The sequence below is a fragment of the Photobacterium kishitanii genome, from assembly GCF_003026355.1.
In the GTDB taxonomy this organism is placed as follows: domain Bacteria; phylum Pseudomonadota; class Gammaproteobacteria; order Enterobacterales; family Vibrionaceae; genus Photobacterium; species Photobacterium kishitanii.
This window is the reverse complement of sequence record NZ_PYON01000006.1, coordinates 26,869-51,271: the sequence shown is the minus strand read 5'-3', so window position 1 is coordinate 51,271 and position 24,403 is coordinate 26,869. Positions and strand designations below refer to the sequence as shown.

General features: G+C 42.0%; 26 protein-coding genes. 20 read left to right on the top strand and 6 right to left on the bottom strand.

Going from position 1 to position 24,403, the window contains the following annotated elements:
- Window positions 1-52 precede the first annotated feature (52 nt).
- Window positions 53-445: a glycine cleavage system protein GcvH gene (gene gcvH, locus C0W29_RS08660; RefSeq protein WP_045043432.1), complete on the top strand. Its 393-nt coding sequence runs from the start codon at window positions 53-55 to the stop codon at window positions 443-445.
- Between the two features lie 82 nt (window positions 446-527).
- On the opposite strand, the gene C0W29_RS08655 is transcribed toward gcvH, so the two are convergent.
- Entirely contained in the window at window positions 528-731 is a 204-nt protein-coding gene (locus C0W29_RS08655; RefSeq protein WP_036793303.1) for a DUF1107 domain-containing protein, read from the bottom strand.
- 490 nt (window positions 732-1,221) lie between these two features.
- On the opposite strand from C0W29_RS08655, the gene C0W29_RS08650 reads away from it, so the two are divergent.
- Genes C0W29_RS08650 through nqrM form a run of 3 tightly spaced genes read left to right on the top strand, consistent with a single transcriptional unit; the run spans window position 1,222 to window position 2,192 of the window.
- The gene (locus C0W29_RS08650) at window positions 1,222-1,521 is read left to right on the top strand and encodes a DUF134 domain-containing protein (protein ID WP_036793304.1); all 300 of its coding nucleotides are present in this window, start codon (window positions 1,222-1,224) and stop codon (window positions 1,519-1,521) included.
- Window positions 1,522-1,524: 3 nt separating this feature from the next.
- On the top strand, window positions 1,525-1,995 hold the full coding sequence (locus C0W29_RS08645) for a NifB/NifX family molybdenum-iron cluster-binding protein (protein ID WP_045043433.1): 471 nt from the start codon (window positions 1,525-1,527) through the stop codon (window positions 1,993-1,995).
- On the top strand, window positions 1,992-2,192 hold the full coding sequence (gene nqrM, locus C0W29_RS08640; protein ID WP_036793306.1) for a (Na+)-NQR maturation NqrM: 201 nt from the start codon (window positions 1,992-1,994) through the stop codon (window positions 2,190-2,192). Before C0W29_RS08645 ends, nqrM begins: the two co-directional genes overlap by 4 nt.
- A 40-nt stretch (window positions 2,193-2,232) precedes the next feature.
- Here nqrM and C0W29_RS08635 read toward each other — a convergent pair whose 3' ends face one another.
- From C0W29_RS08635 to ygfZ, 3 genes are all read right to left on the bottom strand, one after another.
- A complete protein-coding gene (locus C0W29_RS08635) occupies window positions 2,233-3,183 on the bottom strand; it encodes a LysR family transcriptional regulator (RefSeq protein WP_045045427.1) in 951 nt (316 codons plus the stop codon).
- Between the two features lie 77 nt (window positions 3,184-3,260).
- Window positions 3,261-3,746 (bottom strand): aminoacyl-tRNA deacylase, encoded by a 486-nt coding sequence (locus C0W29_RS08630; RefSeq protein ID WP_045045445.1) that lies wholly within the window; start codon window positions 3,744-3,746, stop codon window positions 3,261-3,263.
- Window positions 3,736-4,716 carry a tRNA-modifying protein YgfZ gene (gene ygfZ, locus C0W29_RS08625; protein ID WP_045045428.1) on the bottom strand — a complete coding sequence of 327 codons (981 nt, stop codon included), beginning with the start codon at window positions 4,714-4,716 and terminating at the stop codon, window positions 3,736-3,738. Before ygfZ ends, C0W29_RS08630 begins: the two co-directional genes overlap by 11 nt.
- A 252-nt stretch (window positions 4,717-4,968) precedes the next feature.
- Here ygfZ and C0W29_RS08620 point away from each other — a divergent pair, with 252 nt between their 5' ends.
- Both C0W29_RS08620 and C0W29_RS08615 read left to right on the top strand, forming a co-directional pair.
- Window positions 4,969-5,229 carry an FAD assembly factor SdhE gene (locus C0W29_RS08620; RefSeq protein WP_045043437.1) on the top strand — a complete coding sequence of 87 codons (261 nt, stop codon included), beginning with the start codon at window positions 4,969-4,971 and terminating at the stop codon, window positions 5,227-5,229.
- On the top strand, window positions 5,198-5,632 hold the full coding sequence (locus C0W29_RS08615) for a protein YgfX (protein ID WP_158260017.1): 435 nt from the start codon (window positions 5,198-5,200) through the stop codon (window positions 5,630-5,632). The genes C0W29_RS08620 and C0W29_RS08615 overlap by 32 nt, the downstream gene beginning before the upstream one ends.
- A gap of 52 nt (window positions 5,633-5,684) precedes the next feature.
- Here the strand turns inward: C0W29_RS08615 and nadB are convergent, their stop codons facing one another.
- Window positions 5,685-7,301 (bottom strand): L-aspartate oxidase, encoded by a 1,617-nt coding sequence (gene nadB / locus C0W29_RS08610; RefSeq protein ID WP_045043439.1) that lies wholly within the window; start codon window positions 7,299-7,301, stop codon window positions 5,685-5,687.
- A gap of 522 nt (window positions 7,302-7,823) precedes the next feature.
- On the opposite strand from nadB, the gene rpoE reads away from it, so the two are divergent.
- From rpoE to acpS, 11 genes are all read left to right on the top strand, one after another.
- Window positions 7,824-8,402 (top strand): RNA polymerase sigma factor RpoE, encoded by a 579-nt coding sequence (gene rpoE, locus C0W29_RS08605; protein WP_036793312.1) that lies wholly within the window; start codon window positions 7,824-7,826, stop codon window positions 8,400-8,402.
- Window positions 8,403-8,428: 26 nt separating this feature from the next.
- Window positions 8,429-9,076, top strand: a complete 648-nt coding sequence (locus tag C0W29_RS08600; protein ID WP_045043467.1) for an RseA family anti-sigma factor — start codon at window positions 8,429-8,431, stop codon at window positions 9,074-9,076.
- Window positions 9,076-10,062 carry a sigma-E factor regulatory protein RseB gene (gene rseB / locus C0W29_RS08595; RefSeq protein WP_045043440.1) on the top strand — a complete coding sequence of 329 codons (987 nt, stop codon included), beginning with the start codon at window positions 9,076-9,078 and terminating at the stop codon, window positions 10,060-10,062. The genes C0W29_RS08600 and rseB overlap by 1 nt, the downstream gene beginning before the upstream one ends.
- Before the next feature lie 2 nt (window positions 10,063-10,064).
- Window positions 10,065-10,562, top strand: a complete 498-nt coding sequence (locus tag C0W29_RS08590) for a SoxR reducing system RseC family protein (RefSeq protein ID WP_045045429.1) — start codon at window positions 10,065-10,067, stop codon at window positions 10,560-10,562.
- 76 nt (window positions 10,563-10,638) lie between these two features.
- Window positions 10,639-12,435 (top strand): translation elongation factor 4, encoded by a 1,797-nt coding sequence (gene lepA, locus C0W29_RS08585; protein WP_036793316.1) that lies wholly within the window; start codon window positions 10,639-10,641, stop codon window positions 12,433-12,435.
- A 143-nt stretch (window positions 12,436-12,578) separates the two neighbouring features.
- Window positions 12,579-13,478 carry a signal peptidase I gene (gene lepB, locus C0W29_RS08580; protein WP_045045430.1) on the top strand — a complete coding sequence of 300 codons (900 nt, stop codon included), beginning with the start codon at window positions 12,579-12,581 and terminating at the stop codon, window positions 13,476-13,478.
- 10 nt (window positions 13,479-13,488) lie between these two features.
- A complete protein-coding gene (rnc, locus tag C0W29_RS08575) occupies window positions 13,489-14,163 on the top strand; it encodes a ribonuclease III (RefSeq protein WP_036793318.1) in 675 nt (224 codons plus the stop codon).
- Window positions 14,160-15,065, top strand: a complete 906-nt coding sequence (gene era / locus C0W29_RS08570; RefSeq protein ID WP_036793319.1) for a GTPase Era — start codon at window positions 14,160-14,162, stop codon at window positions 15,063-15,065. Before rnc ends, era begins: the two co-directional genes overlap by 4 nt.
- An 8-nt stretch (window positions 15,066-15,073) precedes the next feature.
- Window positions 15,074-15,784, top strand: coding sequence for a DNA repair protein RecO (gene recO, locus C0W29_RS08565; protein ID WP_045043442.1), 711 nt, complete (start codon window positions 15,074-15,076; stop codon window positions 15,782-15,784).
- Complete coding sequence (gene pdxJ / locus C0W29_RS08560; protein ID WP_045045431.1) at window positions 15,781-16,512, top strand: pyridoxine 5'-phosphate synthase; 732 nt, start codon at window positions 15,781-15,783, stop codon at window positions 16,510-16,512. Before recO ends, pdxJ begins: the two co-directional genes overlap by 4 nt.
- A complete protein-coding gene (gene acpS / locus C0W29_RS08555; RefSeq protein WP_045045432.1) occupies window positions 16,512-16,892 on the top strand; it encodes a holo-ACP synthase in 381 nt (126 codons plus the stop codon). The genes pdxJ and acpS overlap by 1 nt, the downstream gene beginning before the upstream one ends.
- Window positions 16,893-16,969: 77 nt before the next feature.
- On the opposite strand, the gene barA is transcribed toward acpS, so the two are convergent.
- Window positions 16,970-19,753 carry a two-component sensor histidine kinase BarA gene (gene barA, locus C0W29_RS08550; protein ID WP_045045433.1) on the bottom strand — a complete coding sequence of 928 codons (2,784 nt, stop codon included), beginning with the start codon at window positions 19,751-19,753 and terminating at the stop codon, window positions 16,970-16,972.
- A gap of 120 nt (window positions 19,754-19,873) precedes the next feature.
- On the opposite strand from barA, the gene rlmD reads away from it, so the two are divergent.
- The 3 genes from rlmD to mazG all read left to right on the top strand — a co-directional run bounded on the left by rlmD (window position 19,874) and on the right by mazG (window position 24,381).
- The gene (gene rlmD / locus C0W29_RS08545; RefSeq protein WP_045045434.1) at window positions 19,874-21,214 is read left to right on the top strand and encodes a 23S rRNA (uracil(1939)-C(5))-methyltransferase RlmD; all 1,341 of its coding nucleotides are present in this window, start codon (window positions 19,874-19,876) and stop codon (window positions 21,212-21,214) included.
- A gap of 48 nt (window positions 21,215-21,262) precedes the next feature.
- Window positions 21,263-23,500, top strand: a complete 2,238-nt coding sequence (gene relA, locus C0W29_RS08540; RefSeq protein WP_045045435.1) for a GTP diphosphokinase — start codon at window positions 21,263-21,265, stop codon at window positions 23,498-23,500.
- 71 nt (window positions 23,501-23,571) lie between these two features.
- Complete coding sequence (gene mazG / locus C0W29_RS08535) at window positions 23,572-24,381, top strand: nucleoside triphosphate pyrophosphohydrolase (RefSeq protein WP_036793326.1); 810 nt, start codon at window positions 23,572-23,574, stop codon at window positions 24,379-24,381.
- The last annotated feature ends 22 nt before the right edge of the window (window positions 24,382-24,403 follow it).

Sequence of the window (24,403 nt, the reverse complement as noted above, 5' to 3'; positions counted from 1 at the left end):
ATAAATGGAGTGATAGTTACCGATTAATGGTGAGATTAAAAAGGATGTGTGAATGAGCTATGTACCCTCTGAATTAAAATTTACTCATACTCATGAATGGTTGCGTGATGAAGGTGATGGAATTTACACCGTTGGTATTAGTGATCACGCTCAAGCGCTATTAGGTGATATGGTTTTTATTGATTTGCCTGATAGCGGGGCTGCTGTTGATGCTGGAGAAGAGTGTGCGGTTATTGAATCGGTAAAAGCAGCATCAGATATTTATGCGCCGTGTACTGGCACGATCATAACAATCAATGATGATCTTGATGCTGCACCAGAGTTGGTCAATAGCGATCCTTATGGTGATGGATGGCTATTTCAAATTCGAATTGATGTTGAAGAGGATTTAGATGAGTTGCTTGATGCTGAAGATTATTTAGCATCCATCGCTGACGATGAGTAGTTGCTACGATTAAAGCCCACCCAATGAAGTGGGCTTGATGTGGTTTATTTAGCGAAGAGTTTATTTTTAATAAATATCGTCTTTAATAAACTTCACGTAGGCGCTTAATTTCTAGGTTAACCTCGTTAACCGTATCATAATGATGTTGTTGGGCCTTTAGTGGTACCAACAATATTCCTTTCTCAAAATGATAGCCGCCACGGCCATCAATATAAATTCTTCCATTAAATATACGACTAACATGCTTGGCGATTAATTTAGGCAAGTAGCGTTTGAACATCCGCATAATACAGTTTAACTCCGACCATCCTGGCGATTAACGTGCTAAGTATACGTTAAGGGCGATGACACTTCTGTGACACTATCAGCATAAATTTCACGATAAGTTTCATTTATCGACTTATTATGTAATAACAAATCTAATATTTAGATTAATATTCTGATTTGTGTCTTTTTTTATAATTTATTATCGAGGCTGGTATCTCTAGTTCGAGCTGATTTATTTGCGAGGATATCAACCTGTTTAGCGATGTTAGCGTTAAATTAATTATCGGTGGTTGGTTTTTGTTCTAGCAGTGTGATTTCTAAGCGCAGTAGTGAGTAATGAATTAGATACGATTACGATATATTGTGCTGATATTTTAAAAACGATGTTATTTGTGTTGGGGGTTATTGATTGAAATTGGTACTTAGATGATGATTTATGATCCTAGATCAATGCGGAGTTTTTGGCGTATGCCAATAATAACCGTCAATGAACAGGGGTTATGATCATCATGGCAAGACCTAAAATTGTAAGAAAGATAGCTTGCCGTCCAGCTTATAGCTGTTTTAAGCCTAATGGTGTACCAATGAAGCAATTGCCGAAACTGGCATTGGCAAGTGATGAATTAGAGGCATTGAGATTGGTCGATATGTTAGGTTTGCAACAGCTTGAAGCTGCGCAACAGTTGGGTGTGTCACGTCAAACCCTAGGCAATATTATTGCTCGAGGGCGACACAAAGTAGCACAGGCGTTAGTGATGGGCATGGCATTAGAGTTAGCATCAGACAGCATACAGACTATCGAGGATTAATTTATGTTAATAGCAATTGCATTGACTCCCAGAAATCAAATAGCGGGCCATTTTGGTAAAGCAGCAACGTTTGCTATTTATGATCAACAAGGTCAACTAATTGAACAGCTTGAAAATAGTGGCAGTCGTGAATTGGGGTGTAAGCATAAAAAAATTCTGCAACGCCAACTAGCAGCACTTAATGTGACTGAAATTGTATTAGGTAATATTGGTACTCGATCTTTAGCGCGTTTATTACAAGCTGGATTCAGTGTTAGTCGTGTTGCTCCACGAACATCATTAGTGGATTTCTTAGCTGGTGGGGTGACTAAAGAAGCCTTACTGAGCGCAGAACAGGGGCGTGCTTGTAAACGAGAAAAAGGCGCATGTGGCTGCGGTTGTGGTTCTAAGAAATCAGCGCCAGTAGCGGTAAAAGTTGGCATGCTAAGTCCAATTGTTAATGGCCTCGGTAAGATAGGCGGTCTCAAGCTATGACCACTTTTTTATTAACCTTAGGGATTTTTGTGGCGGTGATATTGGCGATGGCAATTGGGTGGTTTGTCAAACGACAAACGATCAGTGGCAGTTGTGGCGGTCTTGCTAATGTTGGTGTCAATAAAGAGTGTCATTGTGATGAGCCTTGCGATGAACACAAACTTTATCAGATTCAAGAACCGAATAGCCGCGCCTAGGAATAATATTGGCAGAGCTACTATGCTCTGCCATAGCGATCTATATACCAATGCGAAGTTGTTTAACTTGGGCTATTACTGTACTGGCAACGACTTGGCGCAACCATTGGTTGCGAGGGTGGTTACTGTTGCGATGGAGCCATAATAATCGAATATCAAAATCAGCAATGGCGACAGGCGGTGGGCATTGAGTGAGTTGGTCGTTAAAAATATCCAGTTGTGCCATTAATCGTGATACCACACAGATTAAATCACGGCCACTCAGTAAATGTCTAATGGTTAGAAAATTATGTGATCCCACCGCAACTTGACGTTGAAATCCCTGTCGTTGTAATTGGTCATCGACTTGCGTGGTTAATTTACCATCAGGGCTAACTAACGCATGTGGATGCTGACTGTATTGATCGAGACTAACGTGTTGGTTAAGACCTGTGGCTTGTTGATCGTAAAGGCAAACATGATCTTCAGTGTATAAATATTGATGTTCAATATCTTTACCCATATCAGTCATGGATCCAATCACCACATCAATTCGGTGCTGATTAAAGTCTGTGTGATAACTGTGCCGATCAACATTAAAGAAACTCAGTTGGCATTGTGGTGCTTGGTGGTGAATCGCATCATATAAGGCTGGCGCAAAGAGCAGCTCTGCATAATCGGTTAAGCCTATTTTAAAAGTGCCACAGAAATCTGCTGGAACAAAGACGCTTGGGCGTAGGAGTTCATTGGTGATCAGTGACAGAATAGTATCAACCGTGGCAGCATGATCTAACGCGGTTTGAGTTGGCAGCATTTGGTGACCATGACGCTCAAACAATGGATCATTTAATAAACTGCGCAAACGCGATAAATTATGGCTCATTGCTGATTGACCAATGGCAAGTTTATTGGCTGCTTTAGTGACACTGCGGGTTTCTATTAATGCCGCAAAGGCAATCAATAAATTCAGATCGACACCGCGCCAATTGATATCGTGATGATGGCTCGCCATTGTCTATTCCTCTATTATCTCACTAAACCAACGGCACCTTAATCAATACCGCCAGTTTAACTATGTGTTATTACCAATCAAGATTGATCTCGGCAAATATTGCCTAAGATGGGATCGCACAAGATCAATAAGTCTTCAGTGGCGATCTCAATGCCAGCCATACGATCACCGCTGCTAATATTAACGTGTTCAATGGCTGTAATCGCGGCATCAAACACAACCGCAAGTGGGCGTTTTAGCCCTAGAGGTGCAACAGTCCCGATGACTAATCCGGTCACTTTCTCAACTTCGGTAGCATCAGCGCAGGTCATACGCTGACAACCAAATAATGCCCGTACTTTTTTAGGATCAACTGATTGCAGCCCAGGTACACATGCCAATACATGAAACCCAGACATATCTTTGAGCAATATTGATTTGACCATATGCTGTGGATCGACCCCGCGTTCTGCTGCTGCTTCGGCAATGGTTTTGGCCGGTTTAGTATGCGGTAGTAAACGGTAATCAACCCCTTCGCTAGCCAGTAACCGCGTTACTGGCGTATCAATCTGATTATTCTGCATTAAGATCATACGGTAGATCGAGTTTGTGCCATAGTGCATCTGGGTTAGCTGCAAACCGGAATTGGCTATCAGCGTCGAGATCATTAGGTAATACCACGAGTGCCAATGCTTGATTGTCACTGTATTGATAACCACAAATTACTGTACCACCTTTACGCCAATTTTCACCCACGCTACGCTCTAATGCATCACCTGCTTGTGGGCACTGAGTTGCTATGCCTGCAACGATATACATGGCGCGTTTATTGATGCCACGGTACTTAGCACGTGCGACAGTTTCTTGACCGGTATAGCAGCCTTTTTTAAAGCTAATACCGTTAACGGCTTGTAAATTAACTGCTTGTGGAATGAACTCAAGTTCGATGGTGCTATCAATTCGCGGCATGGCAGCTTTAATATCATATAAATCCCACAGGTCAGTGGTTGCCAAAATTGCCGTGGGTGTCAAGGTGGTGATCACTGAATCAGCTTGCTCTGCAGTGGTTATGATTAACCAACGTTCGTTATCTACTTTTACTACCGTCGCAGTGTCGTTATGACGCACATCAGCATCGCCACTGAAATGATGATCAATCGTTGCTTGAGCTTGGCGACCAACCAACGCCAAAATAACCACTTCAGCTTGGGTTATTTCTGTTTTAGAAAATACGGCATATTTTTTTAATTCGGGTAATTGGTTTGCCATCACGCTTTGGCGTTGCACTAAGCCATAGCCATTCTGATAGTGGAAAACACGCATAATCGTACGTAATTTTCCTTTAGCGTCACAGTGGCCAGCAAAGGTCGAGGCATCTGCGGCTAATGACACCACATCACAGGTTAATTGACCTTGTAAATATGATTTACTGTCTGGGCCAACGAGTGTCACCATGCCCCAATCGCTGAGGTTGATTATGGCTAAATCAGGCAAAGAATCGGTGGTGCTTAAAGCGAGTGGGGTAAAACTATGTTGAGTTGACCAAGTGTTCATAATGGTATCCACAAATGCAGTAATGATTGCGCTATGTTATACCAACTGGACAAAATAATTAACCATGGTTACATGATGGGTTAATTAGCTGTTTTCATTAGATGTCATTATGGTGGGCTAGGTCTCATCTTGAGCGATTGTTTGCGCTGGTGCATGGTCGTTATTGAGCACGACTGTTAATATCGTTATAACGGAAATACACTAAGTATTCGATTATCAGTGAGCCATTAGGCACGCACATAGAGGTTATGTATGTTAGTTGCAGAAGAGAGAGCCCGCGTAAAATGGGCATGTCGTCGTGGCATGTTAGAGTTAGACGTGTTGGTGATGCCATTTTTTGAAGAGTGTTTTGATGATTTATCAGAGCAGCAACAACGTGATTTTATTTCTCTACTGACATGTGACGATCCTGATTTATTTAAATGGATGATGCAGCATGGCCGCAGTGATAACGCTGCTCATGCAATGATGGTTGATAAGATTGTTGCTCACAACAACAGCAAGTTACGTTGATTTAAAGCTTAACTTATCCCCGCTACTGAACACTGCACTGAGTCGATGTTATCTTGGTGCAGTACTATTGTTATGTGTCGTTCCACCTGTTTTTTGGCCGTTGAGTTATTTTTTTGCCGAAGCATTATTATTTGAATGGCAGCGAATGTATCAATATTATTTACGCCAACAGGGACCGTTACGGCTTTATAGTGATGGTAATCTTCGCTGGCATAATCAAAGGGGGGAGATGGTAGCGGTGAAATTAGTTACCCGCTGGCTGGTGGTCTTGTCGGTGTCACATCCTCGAAATCAGTGGCTCATTATCTGTTATGACAGTTGCGATGAGTTGCGTTATCGGCAACTAAAAATGTGGCTTCATTTAGGGCTATTAAAGCCGGCTTCCTCAGTAAATAAACCATGATGCTAATATTATAATTAGCACCATAGTATTGGCGAGTTACAGCGTATTGAAGCTAGTAATTATCAGGCACTAAAATGGTTGCTGTAGCTTGCTCATCAAGCTCTGGATAATCAAGAGTATAGTGTAGTCCTCGGCTTTCTTTACGTTCCATCGCACAACGTACTATTAGTTCTGCAACTTGTAATAAATTACGCAGTTCGAGCAGATTATTTGAAACTCGGAAATGACAGTAATATTCATCAATTTCGTGCTTAAGTAATTCAATTCGGTGCATGGCACGCTCTAAACGTTTGGTTGAACGGACAATACCGACGTAATCCCACATAAATAATCGTAATTCATGCCAGTTATGTTGAATGACTACTTCTTCATCAGAGTTAGTCACTTTACTGTCATCCCAAAATGGCAGCTGTTGTGGCTGTAAAATAGTCTTAAATTGGCGCTCAATATCTTGTGAAGCAGACCATGCATAGACTACGCACTCAAGCAGTGAGTTTGATGCCATGCGGTTAGCACCATGAAGACCGGTATAGCTCACTTCACCAATGGCATATAAACCATCAATATCTGTTTTACCTGATTTATCTACCACCACTCCACCACAGGTATAGTGTGCAGCAGGAACAATTGGAATCATATCTTGGGTGATATCAATGCCGTAACCCTGCAATTTTTCAGCAATGGTTGGAAAGTGACTTTTAACGAAATCAGCGGGTTTGTGGCTAATATCGAGATACATACAATCGGCGCCTAAACGCTTCATTTCGTAATCGATCGCACGTGCAACCACATCTCGTGGCGCCAGTTCAGCACTCTCGTGAAACTCTGACATAAAACGGCTGCCATCAGGACGGCGTAAATATGCCCCTTCGCCACGTAATGCTTCACTTAATAAAAAGGTCTGTGCTTTGGGATGGAATAAGCAAGTGGGATGAAATTGATTAAATTCTAGATTGGCGACTCGACAGCCTGCGCGCCATGCCATAGCAATGCCATCACCGGATGATACATCAGGGTTTGAGGTGTATTGATATACTTTTGAAGCACCACCTGTGGCTAAAACCACAAACTTAGCCGCTAGGGTTTCAACACACTCTTTGTCTCGATTCCAAACATAAGCACCTAATGCACGATTGGTTACTGCTTGGGGATTAATTTTTTTCTCAGTGATTAAATCGAGGGCATTATGGCGTTCAAGAATGGTGATGTTAGGATGATTACGGGCTTGTTCTTGGAGCGAGGTTTGCATTGCCATTCCGGTGGCATCAGCAGCATGAAGGATGCGACGATGACTGTGTCCACCTTCTAATGTTAGGTGGTAGCGGGGGTCGTCATCAGTGTCCGTGTCTTCTCGATCAAATGGCACCCCACCATCAATTAACCATTGTACACATTGCTTGGCATTTTCAGCGATAAACTGCACCACGTCTTGGTCACACAGATGGGCTCCTGCAATCAAAGTATCTTCAACGTGGGATGCGATACTGTCTGATTCATCAAAAACGGCAGCGATACCTCCTTGAGCATAAAAGGTTGAACCTTCACTCAGTGGCCCTTTGCATAAAATAGTCACTTTACCTAGGTGGGCTAAATGTAGTGCCAGTGACAGTCCTGCTGCGCCACTACCAATGACTAAAATGTCGCTATCGTGTTGATGAAATTGATTCATAGTGATTGCATGTCCATGTGATAATCTTATTTCATGCTACCAAAATTGTTATTAAAACGCATGTTTGTTTGGGTTTGAGTAGCGTAAATATCATTAATATACGGTACTTTAGCAGTATTATTGTTAAATGTTAGCGAAGTAACAGCAGTCTACTTTAGTGATTATTTTACTTTTTTCAGTTACAGATCCTCGTTAGTATTATTATTTCAGGTAAAATGACTAAAGTTATTAATCCTACCTTTGTTTAACTTTGTTACAGGTAATAACCTAACGGTAACGAAAACATAAAATTATTTTACTGACGGTGGAACTTTGCCATTATCCATCGGTCTTACGTAGTGCTCATGCTCATAAATATTTCATAAGTCAGTGTTTTATTTACGGTGAGACTAACGCTTATAGTGGCAGGATAATCTAAATAAACCATTGTGCATCAATAACGAATTACAGCCATTATCGGTGTTAGTTCTCGTGAGATGAATGCAATATTACTAACAGTTAGACATGGGAGTAAACGCTCGAATGAGCGAGCAGCAAACTGATCAGGTATTAATTGAGCGAGTACAGCGGGGAGATAAGCAAGCATTCAACCTTCTGGTTATTAAGTACCAGAATAAAGTTTGTAACCTTGTTTCACGTTATGTTAGCAATTCTGGTGATGTGCCAGATGTTGCTCAAGAAGCATTTATTAAAGCGTATCGTGCCTTACCCTCATTTCGTGGTGAAAGTGCATTTTATACATGGCTTTACCGTATAGCTGTTAATACCGCAAAAAATTATTTAGTTGCTCAGGGACGTCGTCCGCCAGCATCTGATGTTGATGCTGAAGACGCGGAATATTATGAAAGTGGAAATGCGCTTAAAGAAATTTCGAACCCTGAGAACCAAATGTTGTCTGAAGAATTGAAGCGGGTTGTTTTTAGTACGATTGAATCATTACCTGACGATCTTAAAACAGCGATCTCATTGCGTGAACTGGATGGTCTAAGCTATGAAGAAATCGCTGAAATAATGGGATGTCCGGTAGGTACAGTTCGCTCACGTATATTCCGTGCACGAGAGACGGTAGAAAAACGTATTCGTCCTCTTATGCAGCAATAACAATGTTGCACCAAACGGTGGAAAAAATGGCTGATAAAGAAAAAATTTCGGCATTACTTGATGGCGAAGATTTGGATCAGAGCATTATCAATGCGCTGACTGTTGACAAAAATAGCGAGCAAAGCTGGCATGACTTTAACCTTATCGGTGATGTCATGCGTGGTGATGTACCGCAATGCAAACAATGGAATATTGCAGAAAATGTCGCGTTAGCGCTAGAGGCTGAACCTGCTCATACTGGTGCGACGGCCACTAATATTGAGGCCGTTGTTGCGCCGATTATTACTGAAGAACAACCGACCCCATTTAAAGCGAAGCGGACCTTACCCGCTTGGCTATCCCAGTTTGGTCAGGTTGCTGTGGCTGCATGTGTTTCGCTGGCGGTGATTGTTGGTGTCCAACAATATGATGGTAATGGTAGCAACCTTACAACAACAACCAGTAATGATGTGCCTGTGCTGCAAACCATTCCATTTGTTGGTAAAGCTGAGCCTGTGAGTCTAAATACCAATATGGTTGATGATAATCAGACACCATCTGAGTCACAGTTAATGGAACAACGACGTCGAATTAACTCGATGTTACAAGATTATGAACTTCAACTTCGGTTTAATGCTGAAGATGGTAGTATTGATAATTCACGATTACATACTAATAATTCTGTGGCGGATTAATGAAAAAAACTCTGGTCGGTGCGCTTGCATTGGTCAGCCTATTGTTGCCACTCCAAGCCTCTGCTGAAGCGGTTCAACCTTCAACAGAGGCTTTGTTGCATCAAATGGGCCAAGCCAGTCGAGATCTTAGTTATGAGATGTCTTACATTTGGGTTAAGAAAAATAGCATTGATACATTGCGGTATCGGCATGCATTAGAGAATGGTCAAAGTTATGGTCATCTGTTGTTCCTCAGTGGTCCACCACAAGAGGTGATTCAACGTGGTGATGAGGTGAGTTACTTTGAACCAGGGCTCGATCCTTTTACGATTAAAAGTAATAAAATGGTCGCGCCAATATTACCGTTAATGAAAGCCAATATAGATAAACTGTCTAAGTATTATGAATTTATCGCTATGGGACGCGCACGTGAAGCGGGTGTCGCCTGTAATGTTATTCGTATCGCACCTAAAGACGGTAATCGTTATTCTTATTTATTGTGGATAGATCAAGCGACTCACCTTGTTATGCGCGCTGATTTATTGGGGCGTGATGGTGACTTACTGGAACAATTCCGTGTTGTGTCATTTGTCGTGAATCCTAAAGTTGCTGAAATGCTCAGTAAGCTCGATCAAGTTAAATTGCCGGCCGTGGTACAATTACCGCAACAGCCACAGAAAAAACTGGAATGGTCGGTAAATTGGTTACCGAATGGTTTTACATTAATAGCCGGTAATCGACATCGACTACTATTAACTGAGCGTGCGGTTGAAAGCCGAATGTACAGTGATGGTTTATTTAGTTTTTCTGTTTATGTTTCTGATGCCGATAATTTTGTTGGACGAGGACAATTGGTTCGCCAAGGACGTCGTACGTTAATCACTCGAGTTGATGGTAATAAAGAAATTACTGTCGTTGGTGATATTCCACCACAAACAGCACGACAAATTGCAGAAAACGTAACCTTTGATAAAATTAAAGCAGAGGTTACCTCAACGAGTAAATAATCATGATGCGAACATTAGCAACGGTTGTCGCCGTTGATAGCGGCCATATAACCGTGAGTTGTCAGCAAGAAACCAGTTGTGGTCATTGTGCTTCACGCGATAGTTGTGGCACAGGTATAGTCAGTAAAGCTATGCCTGGGCGTTCTCATCAGATAAATATCGCGACTGATGAAAAAATAACCCTTGGACAAGTGGTTGAAATTGGCTTGTCTGAGCGTAGTATGCTGAGTTCAGCCTTGCTGGTTTATATGCTGCCGTTACTGTTTTTAATTGGTGGTAGTTTAATCGGTCAGTATATATTTATTGATTTAGCAGGCAGTAATCAGCTAGGTGTTATTGTATCAGCCGCGGTTGCTACAACGATAGGATTAATGATTGCTCGGTATTATGCCAAGAGATTAGATGGGGATTCAGCCTACAAACCAAGCCTTATTCGAGTGCTAGGGCTACCCATTTCAGCAGATAAGCTGATAAATGCCGCATCGAAAGATAGCGAGTAGCGTTTAAATTCGGTAGAATCCGTCAACTTGATCTTAAGATCCCATTCATTTTAATCACGAGCTAGTCACGCCATTCATGAAGCACATTCGTAACTTTTCGATTATCGCACATATCGACCATGGTAAGTCGACCTTATCCGACCGTCTAATTCAAGTCTGTGGCGGCCTTTCTGATCGAGAAATGGCTGCGCAGGTTTTAGATTCAATGGATCTTGAACGCGAACGCGGTATCACCATTAAAGCCCAGAGCGTGACGCTCGATTACACGGCTAAAGATGGTGAAACTTATCAATTAAACTTTATCGACACCCCTGGGCACGTTGACTTCTCGTATGAAGTATCGCGTTCACTTGCAGCCTGTGAAGGTGCATTATTGGTAGTCGATGCGGGCCAGGGCGTAGAAGCTCAGACTTTAGCAAACTGTTATACCGCTATGGAAATGGATTTGGAAGTGGTGCCGATTTTAAATAAAATCGACCTTCCTGCCGCCGATCCAGAGCGTGTAGCTGAAGAAATTGAAGACATCGTTGGTATTGATGCTATTGATGCTGTGCGTTGTTCAGCAAAAACTGGCGTTGGTGTTGACGAGGTTCTAGAGAAAATCGTTGAAGCTATTCCTGCACCTGAAGGTGATCCGGATGCGCCCCTACAAGCACTAATTATTGACTCATGGTTTGATAATTACTTAGGTGTAGTGTCTTTAGTTCGTGTTAAAAACGGAAAGCTAAAGAAAAACGACAAAATTAAAGTAATGACCACAGGTCAAATTTGGGGTGTTGATCGTCTTGGTATTTTCACGCCAAAACGAGTTGATACTACTGAATTAAATACTGGCGAAGTAGGCTGGGTAGTATGTGGTATTAAAGACATCCTTGGCGCCCCTGTTGGTGATACACTAACATTAGCAAAAGGCGGTTGTGAAGTTGCATTACCTGGCTTTAAAAAAGTAAAACCACAGGTATATGCAGGTTTGTTCCCTGTATCATCTGATGATTACGAGAACTTCCGTGATGCATTGGGCAAATTAAGTCTTAATGACGCCTCATTGTTTTATGAGCCAGAAAGTTCATCTGCACTTGGTTTCGGTTTCCGTTGTGGTTTCTTGGGTATGCTCCACATGGAGATTATTCAAGAGCGTCTAGAGCGTGAATACGATCTTAATTTGATTACTACTGCACCGACAGTAGTGTATGAAGTTAAGAAAAATGACGGCACGATGCTGTACGTTGATAGCCCTGCGAAATTACCTGCGGTTAATGATATTGAAATTATGGGTGAGCCTATTGCTCGCTGTAATATTCTAGTACCAAGTGAATACTTAGGTAATGTTATTACGCTATGTATTGAAAAGCGTGGTATGCAGGTTGATATGGTTTATCACGGTAATCAAGTCGCACTAACGTATGATATTCCAATGTCAGAAGTAGTACTGGATTTCTTCGATCGTTTGAAATCAACTTCGCGCGGTTATGCATCGCTAGATTATAATTTCCAACGTTACCAAGAATCAGACATGGTACGAGTTGATATTCTGTTAAATGGTGAGCGTGTTGATGCGCTAGCTATCATTACTCATAAAGAAAACTCACAGACTCGGGGTCGTGATGTTGTTGAGAAAATGAAAGAATTCATTCCTCGTCAAATGTTTGATATCGCTATTCAAGCGGCGATTGGTGGTCATATCATTGCACGTTCAACCGTGAAGCAATTACGTAAAAACGTAATCGCGAAATGTTATGGTGGCGATATTAGCCGTAAGAAGAAGCTACTACAGAAACAGAAAGACGGTAAGAAACGCATGAAGCAAATTGGTAATGTAGAATTACCACAAGAAGCCTTCCTAGCGATTCTTCATGTGGGCAAAGATAAGTAACCTTTCTTTGTTTATAACAGTCTATATATGATTAGAAAGTGCTTATTTAACCTGTTAAATAGCACTTTCTTTTACTTAGGCGTTTTAAATTAGACCCAATCAGCTAACTGTCGGGGTTAGTTGCGTTAAACCTAAGGAATAACATGGCAAATACATTTTCAATAATACTGGTCTTAGCAACAATTTTTACCGGTATTATTTGGGCTCTAGATAAATTTATCTGGGCACCTAAGCGACAATTAAAAATTGCAGCCGCAGCTGAAAAAGCCGGTGGTCAAGTTGATGCTGAAGTACTTGCACGTGTTGCGCCTCAGCCAGGTTGGATTGAGTCAGCAAGCTCAATGTTCCCTGTGATTGCACTGATCATGATATTCCGTTCATTTATTTATGAACCGTTTCAAATTCCATCAAAATCAATGCTACCAACCTTATATGTTGGTGATTTTATCTTGGTAAATAAATTTGATTACGGATTACGCGATCCAGTATTTGACCATAAGTTTTTAGATTTAGGTGAGCCTAAACGTGGTGATGTCATTGTATTCCGTTACCCGCCAAATCCAAAAATTGACTACATTAAACGTGTTGTTGGTTTACCTGGTGATATGATTCGTTATAGTGCAGATAAACAGTTATGCATTCAGCCGCAAGGTACTTCTGTTTGTAAGCCAGTTAAGTTAACGGATATGAAAGACAGCGATTTTACTCAAGGTATGGCGCGTCTGATTGAGTTTAACGAACACCTTGGTGATGTAAATCATCATATTTTGATCAATCCATTGCGACGTGATAACCGTATGGCTTACGTACCTCGCCCAGGGATCGGTGAGTGGGTTGTACCAAAAGGTGAGTATTTTGTTATGGGTGACAACCGTGACAATAGTGCTGATAGTCGTTACTGGGGCTTTGTTCCAGAAGCGAATCTAGTCGGCAAGGCGGTAGCTATTTGGATGAGCTTTGATTTCGATCGCAAGCCTGATAGTTTACTTCCATCTTGGATCCCTACCGGTGTACGCTTTGACCGTATCGGTAGCATTAAATAATCGAGAGAAAATGACAACTCCAGCGAATAGGCTTCAGCGCAAGCTGGGCTACCAATTTAACAATTGTGAGTTGATGACATTAGCACTGACACATCGCAGTGCTAATGGCACCCACAATGAGCGCCTAGAATTTCTAGGCGATTCTATTTTAAGTTTTGTTGTTGCTGATGACTTATATCACCGTTTTCCTTCTGTGGATGAAGGTGATATGAGCCGAATGCGCGCAACACTAGTCCGTGGTAAGACATTAGCTGAGTTAGGACGTGAGTTCGAACTTGGTGACTACTTACTATTAGGCCCTGGTGAGTTGAAAAGCGGCGGCTTCCGTCGTGATTCGATTCTGGCTGACTGTGTTGAAGCAATCATTGGCGCGGTTTATCTAGATAGTGATGTTGAGACAGTGCGTCAAGTCGTATTGGCTTGGTATAAATCACGTCTTGATACGATTGAACCTGGCATCAACCAAAAAGATCCTAAAACACGCTTGCAAGAGTGTCTTCAAGGTCGCCGTTTACCATTACCAGCATATACTGTAATTAAGGTACAAGGTGAAGCTCATAACCAAGAGTTCACCGTACAGTGTGATGTTTCAGGTTTGGATGAACCTGTTATCGGTAAGGGCGGCAGTCGGCGCAAGGCAGAGCAGGCAGCAGCAGAAATTGCACTTAATCAGTTGGAATCATGACAGATAAACAACACTGTGGCTTTATTGCCATCGTTGGTCGACCGAATGTCGGAAAATCAACCTTGCTTAACCGTTTAGTGGGGCAGAAACTGTCTATCACTTCACGTAAACCGCAAACTACACGTCACCGCATTATGGGTGTTGATACTCGTGATGGGTATCAGGCTGTCTATATAGACACTCCAGGTTTGCACATTGAAGAAAAGCGTGTGATTAACCGTTTAATGAACCGTGCTGCAAGTAGTTCATTAACTGATGTTGAGCTAGTGTTATTCCTTGTGGATGGCACGATGTGGACTGCAGATGATGAGATGGTACTGAATAAGCTTATAAAAAGTGAGCTACCAACAGTACTGTTGATCAACAAAGTCGATAATATTAAAGAAAAACATGAGTTATTCCCGCATTTGCAGGAACTAGCGAACAAAATGCCATTTGTTGATGTTGTGCCAATTTCTGCGAAGAAAGGGACTAACGTTGATGCGGTTGAAAAAATTGTTCGTGAGTATTTGCCTGAGTGTGAATACTACTTTCCTGAAGAGTATGTAACGGATCGTTCCCAGCGCTTTATGGCGTCAGAAATTATTCGTGAAAAACTAATGCGCTTTACCGGTGAAGAATTACCGTATTCAGTGACTGTTGAAATTGAGCGTTTTGATTTCAACCCTGAAACAAATGGTTTTGATATCAACGGTTTGATTCTGGTTGAGCGTAAAGGCCAGAAGAAAATGGTAATCGGTAAAGGCGGCGATAAGATCAAAGTTATTGGCCGTGAAGCCCGTTTAGATATGGAAGACTTATTTGAACGTAAAGTGTATTTAGAACTTTGGGTTAAAGTGAAATCAGGTTGGGCAGATGACGAACGTGCACTGCGTAGCTTAGGTTACATTGACGATCTATAAGGAAAGTAATGGAGGGCCTACAGCGTTGTTTCGTCCTTCATTATCGTCATTATAGTGAGACGAGCCTGATCCTTGATGTGTTTAGCGAGGATTATGGCCGTCTTACCCTACTTGCAAAAGGAGCGCGACGTAAGCGTTCTAATCTTCGAGGAACCTTGCAGCCATTTACGCCATTATTTATGAAATGGAGTGGTAAAGGTAGCATGCCCGTTCTCACTCATGCCGAACCTATCAGTATTGGACTGCCGTTGCGCAGTTATATTTTATATTCCGCGATGTACGTTAATGAAGTTTTAGCGCGGGTATTAGAAAATCACACCCCTTATCCGGTGTTGTTTCTTGATTATTTGAATGTGCTACGTGAGCTTGCACAAGCGGATAATCCAGAGCCAGCATTGCGCCGTTTTGAACTCGCCTTATTACACCATCTTGGCTATGGCCTCGACTTTCTTCATTGTGCCGGTAGTGGCTTAGCTGTCGACGATCATATGACTTACAATTACCGCGAACAGTTGGGGTTTATTGCCTCGATAAAAATAACCCAACTTACTTTTCGTGGTGATGAATTAAAAGCCATTGCAGCGAGATGTTTTGAAACGCCCGCCCAACTTCGGGCGGCGAAACGCTTTACACGGATAGCCTTAAAGCCGTATCTTGGTTCAAAGCCATTAAAAAGTCGGGAATTGTTTATCCCACGAGCAAGGAGTATTGGAAAATGAGCAACATTCTACTCGGCGTCAATATCGACCATATTGCAACATTACGTAATGCCCGCGGTACACGGTATCCTGATCCCGTTCATGCTGCAGAAGTAGCTGAGCGCGCAGGTGCTGATGGTATCACGGTCCATTTACGTGAAGATCGTCGTCATATTAATGATCGTGATGTTCGAATTTTACGAGAAACATTGCAGACGCGAATGAATCTAGAAATGGCGGTTACCGATGAAATGGTCGCAATTGCTTTAGAGACCCAACCTGAATATGTATGTTTAGTACCAGAAAAACGGGCTGAGCTGACAACTGAAGGTGGCTTGGATGTGGCGAGCCAATGTGAAAAAATCAAAGCAGCAACGGCTAAACTAGCCGCTGCAGGGATTAAAGTGTCACTGTTTATTGATGCAGACAAGCGCCAGATTGATGCAGCACTAGTGACTGGTGCCCCGTTTATTGAATTGCATACTGGTCATTATGCAGATGCAACTACTGAAGAAGTACAAGCCGCTGAACTTGAAAAAATTGCCGTTGCTGCAACTTATGCTGCAAGCCTTGGAATTAAAGTTAATGCTGGTCATGGTTTAACCTACCATAACGTTAAGGCTATTGCGGCATTACCTGAGCTGTATGAGCTCAATATTGGTCATTCTATTATGGGACGAGCAATGTTTGATGGTCTTGAAAAAGCGGTAGCGGATATGCGTTTATTGATGCAGGAAGCGCGTGGCTAATGGCTATTTTAGGTTTAGGGACTGATATCGTTGAAATTGAACGGATTGAAAAAGTACTTGCTCGTACAGGCGATGGCTTTGCCGAGCGAGTGTTATCAGCCTCTGAACTCGAACAATATTATAGTTTAAAATTACGAGCCCGCTTTGTCGCTAAACGATTTGCGGTTAAAGAGGCAGCCTCTAAAGCGTTAGGGACTGGGATTGCGTGCGGTGTCTCTTTTCAAGACTTTAGTGTTACTAATGATGCTCGCGGTAAACCATTGGTTACCTTCTCCGGCCAAGCATTAGCATTGCTGACTGCAATCGGTGGTCAGCATGTACATCTTACTATTGCAGATGAGCGCCGTTATGCCGTCGCAACGGTGATCATTGAAAGTTAATATCATCGATAGTCGTTAATATAAAAAAGCGCGAGCTGATAAGGCTCGCGCTTTTTTTATGGTTAAAACGGTGGTCATTAATGGCGATATTGCTTTGAGGCCTTAACAACATTATCCATTTCATCAATTAACTCTAGCAGTTCGGGTTCAATATCAACCATCATTGCATTGGCTTTTAATTCAGTTTCAATGGTGTGACAAAGGTATTTCAGACGCGGTACACCACTGTAAGCACAGCTACCATGTAGTTTGTGGATTGATGGCCATAATTCGACAGACTTTCCATCCAAGGCTTCATTGACTAATAATTCTACCTCTGGCATGTAATCCAGTAACATCTGCAACATATCACGGGCAAGATCTTGTTTACCAGCTGCCTGTTTGAGTGCTAATGACCAATCAAAGCTAATGCTATTATCGATGGTCGGTGCCACGTTCTGTGGTGGTGTCTCTTCGATCGCCACGGTTTGTGGTGCAGTTAATCCCCCCCTGTGATGAGCGGTCGGGGTGATCCACTTTGCCAGAATTTGCTGCAGAATATGTTCTTCAATTGGTTTGGTTAGGTAATCATCCATACCGGCATTGATCAGTCGCTCACGTTCGCCAGCCATTGCATGGGCGGTGACAGCAATTATCGGTGTATTGTGGTTAAGGGTCGTTTTGTGTATTTCTTGGCAAGCAGTAACCCCATCCATTTCTGGCATTTGAATATCCATAAAGATTAAATCAAAGGCTTTATGATGAGCATATTCGACTGCTTTTTTACCACCAGTGGCGGTAATGACGGTTTCAACACGTTCGCCTAATAGCGCAGAGATTAATTTTAGGTTAGCTGGATTATCATCAACTGCCATCACCGTTAATGGTTGAATTGGCTCCTGCGGTGTGGCGAGCATTGGCAGTTCCGGTTCACTATTGTCATCACTGTTATCGCATAAAGCTTCAAATAATTTACGTGAGGCAATTGGTTTACCAAGGCAGATATCAACTCCAGTATTGGCGAGTTTTTCAGATAATGCGAGCTCAGTTGTTGGTAGGCAAACCAGTACCTTATCAGCCATCTGTTCGGCTTTAAAGACATGATCAAATAACACCGCTGTTGGTGGTTGTTCGCTTGGTGATAAACACAACAGCGCAAAGTCATGGTGTTCGACATCATCTGGCATGGTAGAACGGTAGGTCACATGCACGCCGGCATTAATTAACCGTTGCTGTACGACAGAGGCCGCTTGCATATTGGGTTCAATTAGTAGCAGTTTTTTACCGGCTAATGATGAGGTATCGATTAGTTGTGATACTGGTAAATCGGTTTTGTTCATGCGAATGCTAAACCAGAAAGTTGAACCTTGATGGAGGCGACTAGTAAGGCTTACTTGGCCACCCATTTGGCTTACCAATTTCTGTGTGATCACTAATCCTAAGCCAGTACCACCATAACGGCGTGAGATACTGGCATCAGCTTGACTGAAGGCTTGGAATAATTGTGCTTGCTGGCGCTCTGAAATACCAATACCGGTATCACGCACCATAAATTGCAATTCAATATTATTTTCATGCTCAGATTTAAGCTCGACAGAAACATCAATATTACCTGTTTCAGTGAACTTTACTGCATTACCAATTAAGTTGGTTACTACTTGTTGAATTCGAAGTGGATCGCCAATTAAGCCCGGTGGAATACGGGTATCTATTTTAAGAGTTAACTCTAAGCCTTTTTCATGCGCACTTGGAGCAAGTAAGCGCATCACATCATCAAGCGCATCGGTGAAATCAAATGGAATATTTTCCAGTAATAATTTACCAGCTTCTAATTTTGAGAAGTCTAAAATATCATTGATGATGGTTAGAAGGTTATTGGCTGAGTTTTCAATCGTCAGCAGATAATCTTGTTGGTTGGAATTAAGTTTAGTTTTGAGCATTTGACGGGTGAAGCCAATTACACCATTAAGTGGTGTCCGTAGCTCGTGTGACATATTGGCTAAGAATTCAGATTTAACTCGCGCAGCTTCTTGAGCGCGTTTTTTAGCAATATCTAATTCTACGTTTTGAATTTCAAGTTGCTCAAGGGTCTCACGTAAATCTGAGGTTGCCTGATCAATACTTTGTTGCATTTCAATGTGATATTCAGATAACGAGATAGCCATCGCATTGATGCCGTTTTTAAGGGTATCAAGTTCACCTAAAAGTTGACCTTCAATACGAATATCAAGGTGACCCCGACGGATTCTGTCAACGACACTGATCATATGAGAAATAGGGCGAGTAACATCTTGCATCAAACGGTAGGCAAACAGTGATGATAAACTTAAGCCGAGTAATAGCACCATTAATGCCGTGAAAACTTCTTGGTATTGTTGCAGTCGCAATGAACTTAAATCGAGCTCTATCGCAATATAACCTAATGGTTTACCTAATGAACTGGCACTGGTATTGGTACCAAATTGGCCTTCAGTCAAAATAGGGGTACGTAGAATTAGGGTGTTATCGTTAAGTTGTGTGTCGAGTAAGCGTGGAATCGGCTTATCATCGGGGTACATAAATGAAGCAAAGTTGCGATGGAAATTAGAGGTCGCAAATATTTTATTGTGATCAGTAAATACCGCAATGCTACGAATAATATCGGAATGCTTGCGATGGGTATAACCAATCAGACGACGAATAGCCTCCCGATTTTTTTCGGTCATACCATATTCAGCTGAAATCGCTAATGGCTCAATAATACTCGTGCCGGTCGAAATCAATTGATGTTCAAGATCTTGATAGCGGCTCATAGTAAAAAAAGCGCTCAATAACAGGCCGATTATCAGTGTTGGTGCTAATGTCAGGGTAAAGACCCTGGCACGAAGTCCATATTTGGTCATGGTTCTCTTAATTACAAGCAAGCGATTCTGTGGGAGAATTAGTACCTATCTATATTCCTAGTTTAAATAAAACAGGGATATGCAACAAATACTCAATGTCTGAACGGTGAGCAAAACACTATGGCACGCTTTTTTAAGCCTCAAAAACGTAAAACTGACACCAAACATAAAGAAATCACTATTGACCGCTTAGATCACCAGGGCGCTGGTATTGGTCACTTAAACGGTAAATCTATCTTTGTGGATGGGTTACTTCCCACTGAAACCGCAGTGGTGCAGTTAACGGAAGATAAAAAAAATTACGCTCGTGCTCGAGTAATTAAACGCCTTTCAGACAGTAATGCCCGTATTAAACCCCATTGTGCGATCTATGACCAGTGTGGCGGCTGTAATTTGCAGCATTTATCTCATCAAGGCCAAGTTATTGCGAAGCAACAAGTGCTAAGTGAACTGATGGCAAAGTTCGCCGTTGTTGATCAAGCTGATTGCGTTCAACAACCACCGATCATCAGTGAATCGTTACATTATCGTCGCTGTGCACGTTTTGCGGTGCGGGTTGAAAATAATGGTCAGTTACAGTTTGGTTTCCGCAAAAAGCAAAGTAATGACATTGTTGATGTCAACGTGTGCCCAGTATTAGCACAACCATTGAATGATTTATTGCCGCCATTACGCGATTTATTACAAAGCTTAAAAGGGCGTCGATTCATTGGTCACCTTGAATTGACTAATGCTGATAATGGCCGCGTGGTGTTGATTCGCCATTTAGCGCCTTTTAATGCCGATGACAGTGCTTTAATTCAAGCGTTTGCTGTTAAACATAATGTAATGCTGTTTTTAGCGCCAGAAACTGATGAACTAATCCAGACTTATGGTGACCAACCATATTATGAGGTTGATGGTTTGAAGCTGACTTTTTCACCGAAAGATTTTATTCAGGTTAATGGTGATGTAAACGCTAAAATGGTCGCACAAGCTATCGAATGGTTGGATGTTCAGCCTCAGGATAGGGTATTAGATTTATTCTGTGGCTTAGGTAACTTTAGTTTACCGCTCGCCAAGCGCGCTAAAACCGTGGTTGGCGTGGAGGGTATTGATGATATGGTTTTACGCGCAACAGACAATGCTCAGGCAAACAACCAATATAATGCCACTTTTTATCAGGCTAATTTAGAACAAGACGTTACGAAATTAGTGTGGGCACAAGAGCAATTTGATAAAATCTTATTAGACCCTGCACGTGCAGGTGCTGCTGGAGTGATGGATCACGTGGTTAAGCTGGCGCCTAATAAAGTGGTTTATGTTTCGTGTAATCCAGCAACACTGGCTCGTGACAGTCAAGTATTACTACAACAAGGTTACCGGTTAGGGCATCTTGGTATGTTGGATATGTTTCCACATACTGGGCATTTAGAATCGATGGCATTATTTGTAAAGGTTCAAAAAAAGCAGAAAAAATAGCTACAGCAATTACAGATATTGCCATTAAATAGCAAACAGGACAGAGACATGGTCGCAGTACGCGGAGCACATCTAAAAGAAAACACGACGTTTGAGCTTGCCTCATGGGTTGAAAGTTTACGTTTGGATGCAAAAACGTTTGGACGTTTAGAAGGAACTTATCTGCGTTGTCAGGAGCTAGTTGTTGATCAAGAGAACGGTTCGTTGCTGTTATGGCGCGGTCGTGAAATGGTTGAGATTCTGGTGACGTTAAGCATGGATACCGATACGCTAATATCGGCAATGCTATATCCATTAGTTGAAGCGGGTTGTTATAGCCATGAACAAGTAAAAGAAGACTACAACGGTAATATTTTGCATCTAGTGCAAGGTGTTGAGCAGATGTATGCTATTAGCCAACTTAAATCGACTGCGGAAGAGGCGGCGCAATCAGCGCAAGTTGATAGCATTCGTCGCATGTTGTTATCGATGGTTGATGACTTCCGTTGTGTCGTCATTAAGTTGGCTGAGCGAATTTGTAATTTACGTGAAGTTAAAAATGAGCCGGATGCTGTACGTCGAGTTGCTGCGCAAGAATGTGCCAATATTTATGCACCCTTAGCCAATCGGCTTGGTATTGGACAGTTGAAATGGGAAATTGAAGATTATGCCTTCCGTTATCAACATCCTGAGGTGTACAAGCAAATAGCGAAACAGCTTTCAGAACGTCGAATTGATCGTGAAGGCTATATTACCCACTTTGTTGATGACTTATCTGATGCGATGAAAGCATCAAATATTCGTGCTGAAGTGCAAGGTCGACCAAAGCATATTTATAGTATTTGGCGCAAAATGCAGAAGAAGAGCTTAGAGTTTGATGAGCTCTTTGATGTGCGTGCAGTACGTATTGTTGCCGAAGAATTGCAAGATTGTTATGCCGCTTTAGGGGTGGTGCACACTAAATATCGTCATTTACCGAAAGAGTTTGATGATTATGTTGCTAACCCTAAACCGAATGGCTATCAATCAATCCACACCGTAGTGCTTGGTCCTGAAGGTAAAACCATTGAGATTCAAATTCGTACTAAGCAAATGCACGAAGAATCTGAATTAGGGGTTGCAGCACACTGGAAATATAAGGAAGGCCCAGCGGCTTCTGGCGGCGCTCAGTCGGCGTATGATGAAAAAATAAACTGGTTGCGTAAGTTACTCGTTTGGCAAGAAGAGATGTCAGATTCTGGCGAAATGCTCGATGAGCTTCGTAGCCAAGTGTTTGATGATCGTGTGTATGCGTTTACACCTAAAGGTGACGTAGTTGATTTACCATCAAATGCGACCCCGTTAGATTTTGCTTACCATATTCACTCAGAGGTTGGCCATCGCTGTATTGGTGCGAAAGTAGAAGGCAGAATTGTGCCATTTACTTACCATTTACAAATGGGGGATCAGGTTGAGATTATCACTCAAAAAGAGCCAAATCCTTCACGTGATTGGTTAAATCCAAATCAAGGTTTTGTGACCTCAAGCCGTGCTCGTGCCAAAGTACATGCGTGGTTCCGTAAACAGGATCGCGATAAAAATATTATTGCAGGTAAAGAAATCCTTGAAGCTGAGCTAAGTAAGATCCATGCGACACTAAAAGATGCGCATGCTTACGCGAGTAAACGTTTTAATGTTAATTCGCCTGAAGAGTTATATGCCGGTATTGGTAGTGGTGATTTACGTATAAACCAAATTATTAATCACATTAATGCTTTGATTAATAAGCCCACTGCGGAAGAAGAAGATCAGCAACTGTTAAATAAGTTGTCTGAAGCGAGTGATAAAGCCTCACATTCGGCGAAGAAACCACAACGTGATTCAGTTGTAGTGGAAGGGGTTGATAACTTAATGACCCACTTAGCGCGTTGTTGTCAGCCTATTCCTGGGGATGATATTCAAGGCTTTGTGACCCAAGGCCGTGGTATTTCTGTCCATCGTCATGATTGTGAGCAGTTAGAAGAGCTGCGTCATCATGCACCTGAACGTATCATTGATACTGTTTGGGGAGGCGGTTTTATTGGGAACTATACTATTACCGTTCGCGTCACTGCTTCAGAGCGTAATGGCTTGCTTAAAGAGTTAACCAATACTTTGATGAACGAGAAAGTCAAAGTGGCGGGAATGAAGAGTCGAGTTGATTATAAAAAGCAAATGTCGATTATGGACTTTGAACTGGAGTTAACCGATCTCGAAGTATTAGGTCGAGTTTTAAACCGAATTGAACAAGTAAAAGATGTTGCACAAGCTAAGCGTTTATACGGTTAGTTGTGATAGATAATATCGAACATAGAAATAGGTAGCTTCGGCTACCTATTTTTTTATTTCGGGAGATAATGATGAGCAATAAAACCACAGTTGATATCGATAAGTTACTGGCAATAATGGCCCAGTTACGGGATCCCCAAGCTGGTTGTCCATGGGATTTAAAACAAGATTTTGATTCAATCGTACCTTATACCATTGAAGAAGCTTATGAAGTTGCTGATGCGATTGAGCAAAAAAACTGGACTGATGTTAAAGAAGAGCTCGGCGATCTATTATTTCAAGTGGTCTTTTATAGTCAACTCGCGACAGAACAGGGCTTGTTTGATTTTAATGATGTGGTTGCTGGTATCAGTGAGAAGCTAACGCGTCGTCATCCGCATGTTTTTGGTGATACTGAATTTGCCGATGAAGCCGCTGTAAAACAAAATTGGGAAGCTGAAAAAGCAAAAGAGCGTGCTAAAAAAGCGCAAGATGACAGTTTGTTAGCGAATATTCCGCTGGCATTACCTGCACTTAGTCGAGCCCATAAAATTCAACAACGCTGTGCGAGTCAAGGTTTTGATTGGGATACGTTGGGACCGGTGGTTGATAAAGTCACAGAAGAGTTAGATGAAGTGATGGCAGAAGTGATTCAAACGCCACAGCAGCAACATAAGATCGCTGAGGAAATGGGTGATTTGCTATTTTCGGTGGTAAATTTAAGTCGTCATCTCAATGTAAAGCCCGAACATGCACTGCAACAAGCAAATAAAAAATTTGAGCGACGTTTTCGCCAAGTTGAAAAAAATGTGCTAGAACAAGGTAAGTCTTTAAGCCAATGTTCACTAACTGAGCTAGATCTTGAATGGGATAGAGTAAAACAGCATGAATGCAAAAAATAATTATTCCCATCTAGAATTGTTA